This window comes from Paracoccus spongiarum (assembly GCF_030732095.1).
In the GTDB taxonomy this organism is placed as follows: domain Bacteria; phylum Pseudomonadota; class Alphaproteobacteria; order Rhodobacterales; family Rhodobacteraceae; genus Paracoccus; species Paracoccus spongiarum.
In genome coordinates, this window is the sequence record NZ_JAVAMQ010000002.1 from 25,792 (window position 1) to 38,375 (window position 12,584).

14 protein-coding genes are annotated in these 12,584 nt (G+C 70.0%); 2 read left to right on the top strand and 12 right to left on the bottom strand.

Annotated features, from left to right (window positions below):
- Positions 1-3: 3 nt before the first annotated feature.
- The 11 genes from Q5Y72_RS02105 to Q5Y72_RS02155 form a co-directional block, all read right to left on the bottom strand.
- The gene (locus Q5Y72_RS02105) at positions 4-1,173 is read right to left on the bottom strand and encodes a Hint domain-containing protein (RefSeq protein ID WP_305961768.1); all 1,170 of its coding nucleotides are present in this window, start codon (positions 1,171-1,173) and stop codon (positions 4-6) included.
- Positions 1,174-1,368: 195 nt separating this feature from the next.
- Positions 1,369-1,704: a DUF1491 family protein gene (locus Q5Y72_RS02110; RefSeq protein ID WP_305961769.1), complete on the bottom strand. Its 336-nt coding sequence runs from the start codon at positions 1,702-1,704 to the stop codon at positions 1,369-1,371.
- Positions 1,704-2,630, bottom strand: a complete 927-nt coding sequence (gene era / locus Q5Y72_RS02115; protein ID WP_305961770.1) for a GTPase Era — start codon at positions 2,628-2,630, stop codon at positions 1,704-1,706. The genes Q5Y72_RS02110 and era overlap by 1 nt, the downstream gene beginning before the upstream one ends.
- The gene (gene rnc, locus Q5Y72_RS02120; protein ID WP_305961771.1) at positions 2,627-3,316 is read right to left on the bottom strand and encodes a ribonuclease III; all 690 of its coding nucleotides are present in this window, start codon (positions 3,314-3,316) and stop codon (positions 2,627-2,629) included. Before rnc ends, era begins: the two co-directional genes overlap by 4 nt.
- Positions 3,313-4,104 carry a signal peptidase I gene (gene lepB / locus Q5Y72_RS02125; protein WP_305961772.1) on the bottom strand — a complete coding sequence of 264 codons (792 nt, stop codon included), beginning with the start codon at positions 4,102-4,104 and terminating at the stop codon, positions 3,313-3,315. Before lepB ends, rnc begins: the two co-directional genes overlap by 4 nt.
- Before the next feature lie 68 nt (positions 4,105-4,172).
- Positions 4,173-4,595 (bottom strand): holo-ACP synthase, encoded by a 423-nt coding sequence (acpS, locus tag Q5Y72_RS02130; protein WP_305961773.1) that lies wholly within the window; start codon positions 4,593-4,595, stop codon positions 4,173-4,175.
- A 43-nt stretch (positions 4,596-4,638) separates the two neighbouring features.
- Positions 4,639-5,103: a hypothetical protein gene (locus Q5Y72_RS02135; RefSeq protein WP_305961774.1), complete on the bottom strand. Its 465-nt coding sequence runs from the start codon at positions 5,101-5,103 to the stop codon at positions 4,639-4,641.
- Positions 5,100-5,834 (bottom strand): pyridoxine 5'-phosphate synthase, encoded by a 735-nt coding sequence (locus Q5Y72_RS02140; RefSeq protein WP_305961775.1) that lies wholly within the window; start codon positions 5,832-5,834, stop codon positions 5,100-5,102. The genes Q5Y72_RS02135 and Q5Y72_RS02140 overlap by 4 nt, the downstream gene beginning before the upstream one ends.
- A 29-nt stretch (positions 5,835-5,863) precedes the next feature.
- A complete protein-coding gene (locus Q5Y72_RS02145) occupies positions 5,864-6,697 on the bottom strand; it encodes a 4-(cytidine 5'-diphospho)-2-C-methyl-D-erythritol kinase (protein WP_305961776.1) in 834 nt (277 codons plus the stop codon).
- Positions 6,698-6,707: 10 nt separating this feature from the next.
- Positions 6,708-8,588: a tetratricopeptide repeat protein gene (locus Q5Y72_RS02150; RefSeq protein ID WP_305961777.1), complete on the bottom strand. Its 1,881-nt coding sequence runs from the start codon at positions 8,586-8,588 to the stop codon at positions 6,708-6,710.
- Positions 8,589-8,675: 87 nt separating this feature from the next.
- Complete coding sequence (locus Q5Y72_RS02155; RefSeq protein WP_305961778.1) at positions 8,676-10,331, bottom strand: electron transfer flavoprotein-ubiquinone oxidoreductase; 1,656 nt, start codon at positions 10,329-10,331, stop codon at positions 8,676-8,678.
- A gap of 243 nt (positions 10,332-10,574) precedes the next feature.
- Here Q5Y72_RS02155 and greA point away from each other — a divergent pair, with 243 nt between their 5' ends.
- A complete protein-coding gene (greA, locus tag Q5Y72_RS02160) occupies positions 10,575-11,045 on the top strand; it encodes a transcription elongation factor GreA (RefSeq protein WP_305961779.1) in 471 nt (156 codons plus the stop codon).
- Positions 11,046-11,048: 3 nt separating this feature from the next.
- Positions 11,049-11,996, top strand: coding sequence for a hypothetical protein (locus Q5Y72_RS02165; RefSeq protein WP_305961780.1), 948 nt, complete (start codon positions 11,049-11,051; stop codon positions 11,994-11,996).
- Here Q5Y72_RS02165 and Q5Y72_RS02170 read toward each other — a convergent pair.
- Positions 11,993-12,511 carry a GNAT family N-acetyltransferase gene (locus Q5Y72_RS02170; RefSeq protein ID WP_305961781.1) on the bottom strand — a complete coding sequence of 173 codons (519 nt, stop codon included), beginning with the start codon at positions 12,509-12,511 and terminating at the stop codon, positions 11,993-11,995. The two genes, Q5Y72_RS02165 and Q5Y72_RS02170, sit on opposite strands and share 4 nt — an antisense overlap.
- Positions 12,512-12,584: the final 73 nt, after the last annotated feature.

Below are 12,584 nucleotides of genomic sequence, written 5' to 3' on the forward strand. Positions count from 1 at the left end.
GGCCTAGACCAGAAGCGGCCGGTCGTTGCGCAGATGCCGCCGCGCGAGGCTGCGCCCCTGCCGCCCGGAGGGACAGGGACGGGCAAGCGGCCGGGTGCCGCCGCCCCCCCCAAGGTCGGGAAACAGCGTCAGCAGTTCGGCGCGGGCAGCCGGCCCGACGCTGCGCAGCGCCTCGGGGCCGGGATGCAGGGTCTCGGCCGGGGTGCCGTTCGCGGCGACGATCTCATGGGCGTCGCAGGCGAAATGCCAGTAATCGACCGGCCCGCCGCCGCCATCGGTCGCAATGCCCGGCAGACCGGCCAGATGGCGCGCGGCAACCAGCACCTCGTCGGCGCCGAACATCCGCTGCGCGATGGTCGAGCGGACCAGCACCCGATGCTGCGGCGACAGGCGCAGGTCGGCCTGCGGCAACCCGATGCCCAGGGCGCCCGCGGCGATGTGGATCGGGCGCAGCCGGGGCAGCAGGCCCAGCAGGACCGGCTCGACCCGCCGCCGCCCGATCCAGCGGATCGGCTGCGCGCCGTGGTCGCGGGTCAGCACCGCATCGCCCCGCCGCAACGTCTCGACCGGGCGATCGCCCGAGGGCGTGGCGATCAGGGTGCCCGCGACAAAGCAGATCACCGCGCCATCCCGCGTCAGCCGCGCATTCAGCCCCGCCCCGTTGGTCAGGAAGCTGGCCGAGCGGGTGAAGTCGGCAAGATTGGGGCTTTGTTGCAGGTCGTCGCCATCGATGAGGGTCAGCAGCCGGCCCGGCGGGTAAAGCCCCTCGTCGCCCGCCCGATAGCGGCCAAGCTGGGCGTTCCAGCCGCGCGAGATCGTCACCCCGACCGGCTGGTTGTCGATCGCAAGCCAAGTGGCGCGGAAATACAGCCCCGTCTGCGGGTCCTGCAGGATCATCTCGAAATCGGCCTCGACGGTCGCGCCGCCGCCGAAGGTGGTCCCGTTCAGGGTGACAGGCTGGGCCAGACGCGCGCCGCCATCATCGGGAAAGTCGTCCGCGCCCGCCCGCGTCGCGGTGGTCAGCTGCGCGGTTGCGCGCGACGCGAAGGCGACAGTGCTGGTTCCGGTCTCGCCGCCCGAGCCGATCTCGCCCTCGGATTGTCCGCCCTGCCGGAACAGCCCCGCCGGATCGAGGACCGCGGCCCATTCGATGATCGAGAAGGTGAATGCCACGATGCCTCCCGCGCTGGTAACAGGGCGAGGATGGCACAGGCGGTGCAACAACCATAGCGCGAATATCGCCAATCCAGCGCCGCGAAGCTCGGGCGGATATTCGACCACCAGAGATATTATTATACCTTTACATCAGTTCTTTGCGAAAACAAGCCCGGCCCCGTCGAGGGGATTTCGCGTCGCGCGACCCGACGATCACCGCAGCCCGTCCTCGTCCAGAAGCGTCCGGCCATCGCGGCTTTCGATCTCGATTACCCAGAGATCGCGGTCGATGTCGCGCTGCCGGCGGATGGCCTCGTCGATCTGCGCCTCGGGCGCCTCGGCCTGAACCTGCCAGCGGCGGCTGTCGCCGAGCAGGTCCCATTCGCGGCCCAGCAGGATCGCGGTGCCGTCGAGGCGGGCGCATTTCACCAGGATCGCGCCTGCCGTGTCATCGCCGCGCGCCAGCACATAGGCGGGGATGTTGGCCAGGCCAAGCCGTGCCAGATAGGCCGCGACCCACACGCCCGAGGCCAGCCGCGGCTCGGCCATCAGCGGCCCGGATCGCCGTCGCGGAAATCGAGGCCGATCTCGCCGTAGCGTTCGGCCTCGTCCTGCCAGTTCTCGCGGACCTTGACCTGCAGGAACAGATGGACGCGGCGGCCCATGAACTCCTCCAGCTCGCCCCGCGCCGCCTGGCCCACGGCCTTGATGGTTTCACCCCCCTTGCCCAGCACGATGCCCTTGTGGCCAGGGCGCGCGACATAGACGATCTGGTCGACCCGCGCGCTGCCGTCCTTGCGCTCTTCCCAGGCCTCGGTCTCGACCGTCAGCTGGTAGGGAATTTCCTCGTGCAGGCGCAGGGTCAGCTTTTCTCGCGTGATTTCGGCCGCGATCATCCGCATCGGCAGGTCGGCGATCTGATCCTCGGGATAAAGCCAGGGGCTTTCGGGCAGCGATGCGGCCAGCCAGTCACGCAGATCGTCGCAGCCATAGCCCTTTTCGGCCGAGATCATGAAGCTGTTGCAGAACGGATAGGCCTCGTTCAGCTGCTGCGACAGGGCCAGCAGCACCTCGGCCTTGACCCTGTCGATCTTGTTGATGACCAGCGCCACGGGGGTCCGCGTCTCCAGCGCCTTCAGCTGGTCGATGATCGCCTGCGCGCCCTCGGTCAGCCCGCGATGCGCCTCGACCAGCATCAGGATGATGTCGGCATCCGCCGCCCCGCCCCAGGCGGCCGCGACCATCGAGCGGTCAAGCCGGCGGCGCGGGCGGAAGATGCCGGGCGTGTCGACGAAGACGATCTGGCTGTCGCCGGCCATGGCAATGCCCCGGATCCGGGCGCGCGTGGTCTGCACCTTGTGGGTCACGATGCTGACCTTGGCGCCGACCATCTGGTTCAGCAGCGTGGACTTGCCGGCATTCGGCTCGCCGATCAGGGCGACGAAGCCCGCGCGGGTGACGGGGGTATCGGTCATTGACGGCCCTCCAGCCGGTCCAGCAGCGCCTGGGCGGCGGCCTGTTCGATGCTGCGCTTGGTTCCCGCGCCGCTGGCCTCGGCCGTCCGGCCATCGGCAAGCCGCGCGGTGATGTGAAAGATCGGGGCATGGTCCGGCCCGCCGCGGGCGGTCTGTTCGTAGACGGGCGGCGGCATGCCATTGGCCTGGGCCCATTCCTGCAAGGCGGTCTTGGCATCGCGCGGGTCGTCCTCGAGGCTGGCCAGCCGGTCGGCCCACAGCCGCATGACGACCTGCCGCGCGGCCTCGAATCCCGCATCCAGATAGATCGCCGCCAGCACCGCCTCCATCGCATCGGCCAGCAACGCCTCCTTGCGGCGGCCGCCCGACATCATCTCGGACCGGCCCAGCTTCAGCACCTCGCCAAGACCGATCTGCCGGGCCACGCCCGCGCAGGTCTCGCCCCTCACCAGCGCGTTGTAGCGGGGCGCCAGCTGCCCCTCGCTTGCGGCCAGATCGGCGCTGAACAGCGCCTCGGCCATCACCAGCCCCAGCACCCGGTCGCCCAGGAATTCCAGCCGCTGGTTGTCCGGCCGGGTCGCCGAGGCGATCGAGCCATGGGTCAGCGCCCGGATCAGCAGTTCGGGTCGCGCGAAATCATGGCCCAGGCGGGCCATGAAGGCGCGAATATCGGCACCGGGGGTCAATCCACCGCCTTGAAGAAACGATCCGGCCGCCAGGTCCAGAAATACAGCAGCGACCGGCCCGCCGACGAGAACATGATCCGGTCGGCGCGGCCGATCAGGTATTCCGAAGGCACGAAGCCAAGGCCGCCGACCTGCTGGGGAAAGCGCGAATCCTCGGAATTGTCGCGGTTGTCGCCCATGAAGAAATACTGCCCCTCGGGCACGGTGAAGGTCGGCGTGTCGTCGGCCACCCAGCCATCCACGATGTTCAGCACGTCATGGCTGACCCCGTTCGGCAGCGTCTCGGTGGCGCGCTGCTTGATGCACTCGCCGCCCTCGGGAACCGGGTCGTTCACGCAGCGCGGGATCAGCCCCTGCGGACCCTGCTGTTCCTTGATCTCGACGAAATCCTCGCGCGGCTCGACGGGCACTTCCGCGCCGTTCAGCCACAGCCGGCCGCCGCGCATCTGCACCGTATCGCCCGGCAGGCCGATCACCCGCTTGATGAAATCGACGCCGCGCGTCGGGTGGCGGAACACCACGACATCGCCACGCTCGGGCTGGTCCTCGAGGATGCGGCCCGAGATCGGGCACATCGCGAAGGGGCAGGAATAGGCCGAATAGCCATAGGCCATCTTGTTGACGAACAGGAAGTCGCCGATCAGCAGCGTATCCTTCATCGACCCCGAGGGTATCCAGAAGGGCTGGAAGAACAGCGTGCGAAAGATGCCCGCGATGACAAGCGCCCAGAAGATCGTCTTGACGGTCTCCCAGAGGCCCTCCTTCTTGCGGACAGTGCTGTCGGCCATGATCTGATCCTTGTGGCTGCGCCGCGGCGCCGGTGTGGCGCGTTCATGGTCCCCGGCAGGGGGCAAAGTCAAGCCGGCGAGGGCGGATCGCGACGCAGCGGCCGGGCCTCGATCACCACGAAGGCCTGCGCCCAGGGATGATCGTCGGTCAGGGTGACATGGACCACCGCCTCGTGGCCCGGGGGCGTCATCGCGGCAAGGCGGTCGGCGGCCCATCCGGTCAGATGCATCACCGGCTGGCCGCTGCGCAGGTTCGTCACCGCCATGTCGCGCCACGAGATGCCCATCGCAAGCCCGGTCCCCAGCGCCTTCGAGCAGGCTTCCTTGGCGGCCCACCGCTTGGCCAGCGTGCCGGCCTCGTCCTTGCGCCGCGCGGCCTTGGCCAGTTCCGCCTCGGTGAACACGCGGTGCCGGAAGCGGTCGCCAAAGCGGTCCAGCGTGCGGGCGATCCGGTCGATATTGGCAAGGTCGGTGCCGATGCCGAGGATCATCGCCATCCCCCCGCGCCCGTCCCGCCGGATCTTCGCGCACCGGTCAACGGAAGCCCTGCACGCGAACGTCGCCGCTGTTCTGGTCGATGGTGACGGACAGGTCGAACCAGCCCTCGTCGCCATCGACATCGCCGTTCGCCGGATAGTGACGGGCCGGCAGCGTGATGGTCAGGCCGCGCGCGGGATCATAGCTGCTGCGCCGCGCGGCGAAATCCATGTCGTAAAAGCCGATCCCGTTGCCCGCCAGCACGACGCGGCATTGCCGAAAGCCCAGCTCGTCGCGCGGCGGGCTGAGGATCATCAGCCGGAACGCGCCGCCGGCCGGTTCGACGAAATCCAGCAGCGCGATCCGCACCTGCCCCTCGGCATAGGTGGCGGTGTTGTCCTCCCACGGCTCGGCCAGCATATCCACGCGGTCGGCCTGGCCGCAGGGCAGGACGTTGCCCGCACCCTCCTGCGCCAGCACCGGCCCCGCGAGGGCTGTCAGAAGAAGACCCGCCCGGATCATGCCCGCGCCCGATCCATGCAGCGGCGCATCCGGCGGATCGCCTCGCCCAGCCCGACAAAGACCGACTCGGCGATCAGGAAATGCCCGATGTTCAACTCCCTGATCTCGGGCAGCGCCGCGACCGGGCCGACCGTCTCGAAGGTCAGCCCGTGCCCCGCATGCACCTCGAGCCCCAGGGCATGGGCCAGCCGCGCCCCCTCGGCCAGCCCGGCCAGTTCGGCATCGCGGTCGGCCAGGCGACCCTCGGTGTCGAAATCGCAATAGGCGCCGGTGTGCAGTTCCACCACCGCTGCGCCGATCCGGGCCGCGGCCTCGATCTGCCGCGGGGCGTGGCCGATGAACAGCGATACCCGGCTGCCCGCCTCGCGCAAGGGCGCGATGAAATCGGCCAGGAATGCCTCGTTGCCGGCCACGTCCAGCCCGCCTTCGGTGGTGCGTTCCTCGCGCTTTTCGGGGACCAGGCAGACGGCATGGGGCCGGTGCCGCAGCGCGATCGCCTGCATCTCGGCGGTGGCGGCCATTTCCAGGTTCAGCGGCAGCGTCAGATGGGCCATCAGCGCGTCGATATCGGCGTCGCTGATATGGCGGCGGTCCTCGCGCAGATGCGCGGTGATGCCGTCGGCGCCGGCCTCCTCGGCGATGCGCGCGGCGCGCAGCGGGTCGGGCCAGGGGGTGCCGCGGGCGTTGCGGATGGTCGCGACGTGATCGATATTGACGCCTAGGCGCAGCATGGGGTCCTCCGCTTTTCGTGAGGGGCAGTCTAGCCGGGCGGCAGGGGCGGTGCCAGTTCCGTCGCCACGGCCCACCAGCCATGCTGTTTCAACGCGTTGGCGGCAGTCGCGGCGCGCGCGGCGCGGTCGAAGAGGCCAAGGCAGGTCGCCCCCGATCCCGACATGCGCGCAAAGCCCGCGCCCTGCCCGCGCAGCGCGGCCAGAACCTCGCCGATGACCGGGCGCAGGGCCAGCGCCGGCTGTTCCAGATCGTTGCGCGTGGCCGCCAGCCAGCCGATCAGCGCCGCCCTATCGGCAAGGCGCGGGATGGGCGGCAGTGGCGCGTTGTCGGTGGCCGCCAGACCGGCAAAGACCTGCGGGGTCGGCAGCGCGATGCCCGGATTGACCAGCACGACGGGCAGGCGCGGCAGCGCCGGCAGCGGGGTCAGCACCTCGCCCACGCCCTGCATCCGGGCCGGGGCCGACAGCAGGCAGACCGGCACGTCGGCGCCCAGCCGTTCCGGCGCTGGCGGCAGCGGATGACCCATCCGCGCCAGCCCGCGCAGCACCGCCGCCGCATCGGCCGAGCCGCCGCCGACGCCCGAGGCGACAGGCAGGCGCTTGTCCAGGGTGATCGCGGCCCGGCCGCCCGCCAGGCGTGCCGCGCGCAGGCACAGATTGTCCTCGCCGTCCTCCAGCCCGGCCGCGAAGGGTCCGGCGATCGCCAGCGACAGCGGCCCCGGCGACAATTCCACCCGGTCGCCGAACGCGGCAAAGCCGACCAGCGAGTCCAGCAGGTGATAGCCGTCGGCCCGCCGTCCGGTCACATGCAGGGCAAGGTTCAGCTTGGCAGGGGCCGCTTCGGCGACGATCTGGTCGCGCATCGCGCCGCGATCAGTCCGACCCGCCCGACGCCGCCCCGGCCTCGGTCTGCGCACGCGGCTGCACGGGGGCCGCTGCCGTCCCGGCCGCCTCGTCGGCCAGCACCGCGTCCAGACCGCGCTCGAGCTTGGCGCGGATGCGGGCGGGATCGACATCGCCGCCCTCGCCCGGTCCCAGAGAAAGCGCGCGCTGCCACTGGATCTCGGCCTCGCGCGTGCGCCCGACCATCCAGTAGATATCGCCCAGATGGTCGTTCACCAGCGGATCGGCCGACATGCTGCCGATTGCCTGTTCCATCGGCGCCACGGCCTCGTCGAACCGCCCCAGCCGGTAATAGGCCCATGCCAGCGAATCGAGGATGTAGCCATCCCCCGGCGACAGGTCGACTGCCTTGCGGATCATCTCCAGCGCGCGGTCGAGGTTCACGTTCCGGTCGATCCAGCTGTAGCCCAGATAGTTCAGCAGGCTGGCCTGATCGGGCTTGATCTCGATGGCCGCCAGCAGGTCCTGCTCGGCGCGCTCGAACTGGCCCGAACGTTCCAGCGCGATGCCCCGCGCGTAAAGCGGGAACCATCGCGCCTCGGCGCGGGCATCCTTCAGAAGGCTCAGCGCCTTGTCATAGGCGGGCACGGCCTGGGCGAATTTCTCCTGCTGGCGCAGCAGGTCGCCCAGGGCGATCCACGCCTGCGGCAGGGCGGGATAGGCGGCCGTCAGCGCCAGGGCCGCCTTTTCGGCCTCGTCGCGACGCTCTGCCCCCGACAGCGCGTCGATCCGCGCCAGCTCTGCGACGGGGCGCATCTGGCCCATGCTGCGCAGCGCCTCGAATTCCGGCTCGGCCAGGTCGAATTGCTGCCGGTCCTGCAGAAGCTGCGCCACCATCAGCCGCGCATCGCCCATCTCGGGCGACAGCCACGCCGCCAGACGCGCATGGATCAGCGACAGCGGCTCGGGATCGGGGCTGGAGGCAAGCGCGGTGGCGAAGGTCAGAAAGACCTGCGCGATGCCGTCAGCGGGGTTGGTGATCGCATCGAAGGTGACCGGCTCGTCCCCGGCAAGCCGGTCGCGCAGCGCCTGCATCTGCGGCTCGGCCTCGAGGCCCGGCAGTGCATCCAGCATGGCCACGGCCTCGTCGCGCCGCTCAAGGACGGCCAGCACTTGCGCCCGGGCCACGAAGCCCGGCATGTGGGTTCCGGTCGCCTCGTCGGCCAGCAGCGCCTCGGCACCCTCGAAATCGCCCACCAGCGCGCGGGCCAGCGCAAGGTGATAATTCACCAGCGGCGCCACATCGCGATTGGCGGCCAGCGCCTCGAAGGCCGCCAGCGCGTCCGAGGCCCGGCCCGCGCCCAGCAGCGCCCATGCCCGGATCATCCCGGCCATCAGGTCGTCGCGTGGCGCCCCGTCCGTCGCCGGCGCGGCCGCATCGTCGAGATCCAGAAGCGCCTGCCAGTCGCCGCGATGCACCAGGTCGGCGCGATGGACCAGCAGCGCCAGTTCGGTGGCGCCTCCGCGGGCCTTCATCTCGTTGGCAAGGGTGACCGCCCGCTCGACCTGACCGGCCGACACCAGCGCCACCAGCGCGCTGTCCTCGAGATAGGGATCGCCCGGATCATGCGCCACGGCCTGCGTGAAATAGCGCGCGGCGGCAAGGAAATCGTTCTCGACCGCTGCCATGCGCGCGGCCAGGTAGGGCCCGGCCAGCCCGAAGGGCGGCGCGGCGGGCCTGGTTACCGCCTCGGTCGCGGTGCCTGCGGCGGCCTCGGCGACCGGCGCGTCGCCATGGCCGGCCGGGCGCGGCTCGGGCCGGCCCTGCGCCCCGGCCAGCACCGGAGAAAGCAGCAGCGCGACGATCAGCGCAAGGTTGGGTCCGCGCGAGGTCGGGCCGGTCAGTTTCACGTTGGGTGTCCCCGGATCACAATTTCGTTCCGGCGACCCTAGACCTGTGCCGCCTGCCCCGCAACGCCCCGGCGCCGCACGAACCGATCACATGTTCGGGTAATTCGGACCGTCCGCGCCCTGCGGCGTGGTCCAGACGATGTTCTGGCTGGGGTCCTTGATGTCGCAGGTCTTGCAATGGACGCAGTTCTGGAAGTTGATCTGGAACTTCGGCCCCTCGGGCGTCTCCAGCACCTCGTAGACGCCCGCCGGGCAGTATCGCTGCGCGGGTTCGGCGTAGACCGGCAGGTTGACCGAAATCGGCACCGAGGGGTCCTTCAGCCGCAGGTGGCAGGGCTGGCTTTCCTCGTGGTTGGTAAAGGAAAACGCCACATTGGTCAGCCGGTCGAAGCTGAGCTTGCCGTCCGGCTTCGGATAGTCGATCGGCTTGAACTTTTTGGCCTTCCCGGTCGCCTGCGCATCGGTCTTGCCATGCTTCCACGTCCCCAGCGGGTTCCAGCCGGTCAGGTTCGCCACCCACATGTCGAATCCGCCCAGCGCAAGGCTGGGCCACAGGCCCAGTTTCGACCAGATCGGCTTGACGTTGCGGACCTTCTTCAGATCCTTCGCGATCTCGCCCCCGCGTACGGCGGCGTCGTAGGCGTCCAGCCGGTCACCCTCACGGCCCTCCTTCAGCGCGGCAGCGGCGGCCTCGGCGGCCTCGATGCCCGAGATCATCGCGTTGTGGTTGCCCTTGATGCGCGGCACGTTGACCAGCCCGGCCGAGCAGCCCAGCAGCACCCCGCCCGCGAAGGACAGTTCAGGGATCGACTGCCAGCCGCCCTCGCTGATCGCGCGGGCGCCGTAGGCCACGCGCTTGCCGCCCTCCAGCAGGTCCGCGACCATCGGGTGGTGCTTGAATCGCTGGAATTCGGCGTAGGGATACAGGTAAGGGTTTTCGTAATTCAGGTGGACGACGAAGCCGACCAGCACCTGATTGTTCTCGAAGTGATAGATGAAGCTGCCGCCGCCGGCATTGCTGCCCAGGGGCCAGCCCATCGTGTGCACGACGCGGCCTTTCTGGAATTTCTCGGGCGAGACCTCCCAGATTTCCTTCATGCCGAGACCGAATTTCTGCGGGCAATGGCCTTTCGACAGGTCCAGCCGGGCGATGATTTCCTTGGCGAGACTGCCGCGCACGCCCTCGGCGATGAAAACGTATTTGCCGTGCAACTCCATCCCCGGCTCGTATTGCGGGCCCGGCGTGCCGTCGGCCTCCAGCCCCATCTCGCCTGCCACGACGCCCTTGACCCGGTCGCCGTCCCAGACGATCTGCGACGCCGCCATGCCGGGGAAGATCTCGACGCCCAGCGCCTCGGCCTGTTCGGCCAGCCAGCGGCAGACATTGCCCATGCTGACGATGTAGTTGCCGTGATTGTTCATCAGCGGCGGCATCGGCCAGTTCGGCACCCGCACCTCGCCGGCCTCGCCCAGCACGTAGAAATTGTCGTCCGTGACCTCGGTCTGGATCGGCGCGCCCCTGTCGCGCCAGTCGGGGATCAGCCGGTCGAGGCCCGAGGGGTCCAGCACCGCGCCCGAAAGGATATGCGCCCCGATCTCGGAGCCCTTCTCCAGCACCACGACCTGAATTTCGGGGTCGATCTGCTTCAGCCGGATCGCCGCCGAAAGGCCTGACGGCCCGCCCCCCACGATCACCACGTCATATTCCATCGACTCGCGGGCGATCGGCGTCTGGTCGGTCATGGCGGGGCGTCCTCCTTCGCACTGGCTGCGCATCCCCTAGCGCGCGACGGCGCCGGGGGCAATTGTTTCGCGGCGGCGCAGCAGGCCGAAAACCGCCATCTGCAGCCCGGGCGGGCTTGCATCGGCGCCGAAATTGGGGTCACGTTACCGCCGACGGAATTTCGCGCCCCTGCCATTGTCGAATGGCGGGGGCGTTCGATTAGCGTCGGGACGGCAACCGCACCCTGAAAGGATCGGGCAGCGATGGACAAGATACCGATGACCCGCAGCGGCTTCGAGTCGCTGGAACGCGAACTGGGCGTGCTGAAGTCGAAGGAACGCCCTGCGATCATCCGCGCGATTGCCGAGGCGCGCGAGCATGGCGACCTGTCCGAGAACGCCGAATACCATGCCGCACGCGAAAAGCAGGGCTTCATCGAGGGCCGCATCAAGGAGCTGGAATCGATCCTGTCGCGCACCGAGGTGATCGACCCCTCGCGGCTGTCCGGCTCGATCAAGTTCGGCGCGACGGTCCAGCTGATCGACGAGGACACCGAGGAACAGCGCACCTACCAGATCGTCGGCGAGGCCGAGGCCGATATCGAGCGGGGGCTGCTGAACATGCGCTCGCCCCTGGCCCGGGCGCTGATCGGCAAGGACGAGGGCGACAGCGTCGAGGTAACGACGCCGGGAGGGCTGCGCAGCTACGAGATCGTTGCGATCCGGTTCGAATAGCCCATGTCCCTGAAGGCGCGAATCACCTCTCTGGCACAGCGCGACGCGGTGACCACGGTCGGCCTTGCGGTCAGCGCGGTCTGGCTGCTGCTGGTGCTGCTGTTCTGGCTGCTCGCGCCGGGCGGCGAGGGCGGCGCCGGCGGGCTGGCACGGCTGGTCGGGGCGGTCGGCGTGGTGATGCCGCTGATGATGGTCTGGGTGGCCGTGGCGCTGGCGCGATCGATCGCGGTGCTGCGCGCCGAGGCGCAGGACCTGCGCCTGCGGCTGACGCAGCTGCGCGAATATGCGGCGACGCGCGGCGCCCCGCCCGCCGTGGCCGGCGAGGCCACGGGACGGGTGGTGCCGGCCCAGGGCGCGCAGGGCCAGACGCCGCAGCCGTCGGCGCCCTTGCCGCCACCCCAGCAGACGCCCGCCGCCCCGCGCCCGCGGCCCGCGGACCAGCGGCAGGCGGCGATGCGCTTCGACGCGCCGGAATCGGTGCAGGTCGATCCCGGGACGCTGATCCGGGCGCTGGACTTTCCCGACGGGCCTGACGATCACGAGGCCATCGCGGCGCTGCGCATGGCGCTGAAGGATCTCGACAATTCGCGGGTGCTGCGGGCCGCGCAGGATGTGGTGACCCTGCTTGCCGCGCAGTCTGTCTATATGGACGACCTGCCCCCCGACCCGGCCCCGGCGGCGGTCTGGCGGCGGCTTGCGGATGGCGCCCGCGGCAGCGCCGTCGCCGCGCTTGGCGGCATCCATGACGAGCTCGCGCTGGACGTGGCCTCCAGCCTGCTGCGCGGCGACGAGATCTTCCGCGATGCGGCACACCACTTCCTGCGCCATTTCGACGCGATGGTCTGCCGGCTCGTGCCCCAGCTCGACGACGCGCAGGTCGCGGTTCTGGCGCAGACCCGCTCGGCCCGCGCCTTCATGCTTCTGGGCCGCGTCGCGGGCATCTTCGGCTAACCGGCGCCCGGCCCCCGGCGCATCAGCACCACCGGGGGCGAGAGGGGCCAGCCAAAGCGGCCGCGGCCGATCTCGACAAATCCGATCCGGCGGTAGAAGTCGCGCGCGGCGCGGTTGCGTGCCCCCACCTCGACCCGCAGGCCGGGATGGCCGCCCTGCGCCGCGCGGTCCTGCGCGGCGGCCATCAGGGCGCGGCCGATGCCCCTGCCGGCTGCGCTGACCACGATGCCGTCGATCACCAGATCGTCGGTGGCCGGCGCCGCCCGAAACGCCAGCCGCGCGGCCAGCGGCGTCACGACGGGAAAGCCGCCCTCGCCATCGCGCAGCCCGACCACGCCCAGCACCCGGTCGCAGGCGTCCAGCGCGACAATGCCATGCCCGGCCCGGCAGGCGGGCAGGCGCAGCGCAAGAGGCGGCCGGAAGGCCTGCCACCACAGCCCCGACGCCGCAAGCAGCACTGTGTCGGGGATCGGCCAGATGATCCGGGGGGGCGGCTCTTGCCTTGGCTTGCGCATCGTGCAAGCAAGGGTGCCGCGATCCGCACAGAAACGGAAGTCTTCATGTCCCCCTCGCCCGAGCCCAGACCCG

Coding starts and splice junctions, on each gene's coding strand:
- era (WP_305961770.1), bottom strand. CDS start 2,630: ATGACCGATACCCCCGTCACCCGCGCGGGCTTCGTCGCCCTGATCGGC.
- Q5Y72_RS02110 (WP_305961769.1), bottom strand. CDS start 1,704: ATGGCCGAGCCGCGGCTGGCCTCGGGCGTGTGGGTCGCGGCCTATCTG.
- acpS (WP_305961773.1), bottom strand. CDS start 4,595: ATGATCCTCGGCATCGGCACCGACCTTGCCAATATCGACCGGATCGCC.
- Q5Y72_RS02170 (WP_305961781.1), bottom strand. CDS start 12,511: ATGCGCAAGCCAAGGCAAGAGCCGCCCCCCCGGATCATCTGGCCGATC.
- Q5Y72_RS02145 (WP_305961776.1), bottom strand. CDS start 6,697: ATGCGCGACCAGATCGTCGCCGAAGCGGCCCCTGCCAAGCTGAACCTT.
- lepB (WP_305961772.1), bottom strand. CDS start 4,104: ATGGCCGACAGCACTGTCCGCAAGAAGGAGGGCCTCTGGGAGACCGTC.
- greA (WP_305961779.1), top strand. CDS start 10,575: ATGGACAAGATACCGATGACCCGCAGCGGCTTCGAGTCGCTGGAACGC.
- Q5Y72_RS02165 (WP_305961780.1), top strand. CDS start 11,049: ATGTCCCTGAAGGCGCGAATCACCTCTCTGGCACAGCGCGACGCGGTG.
- Q5Y72_RS02135 (WP_305961774.1), bottom strand. CDS start 5,103: ATGATCCGGGCGGGTCTTCTTCTGACAGCCCTCGCGGGGCCGGTGCTG.
- Q5Y72_RS02155 (WP_305961778.1), bottom strand. CDS start 10,331: ATGACCGACCAGACGCCGATCGCCCGCGAGTCGATGGAATATGACGTG.
- Q5Y72_RS02140 (WP_305961775.1), bottom strand. CDS start 5,834: ATGCTGCGCCTAGGCGTCAATATCGATCACGTCGCGACCATCCGCAAC.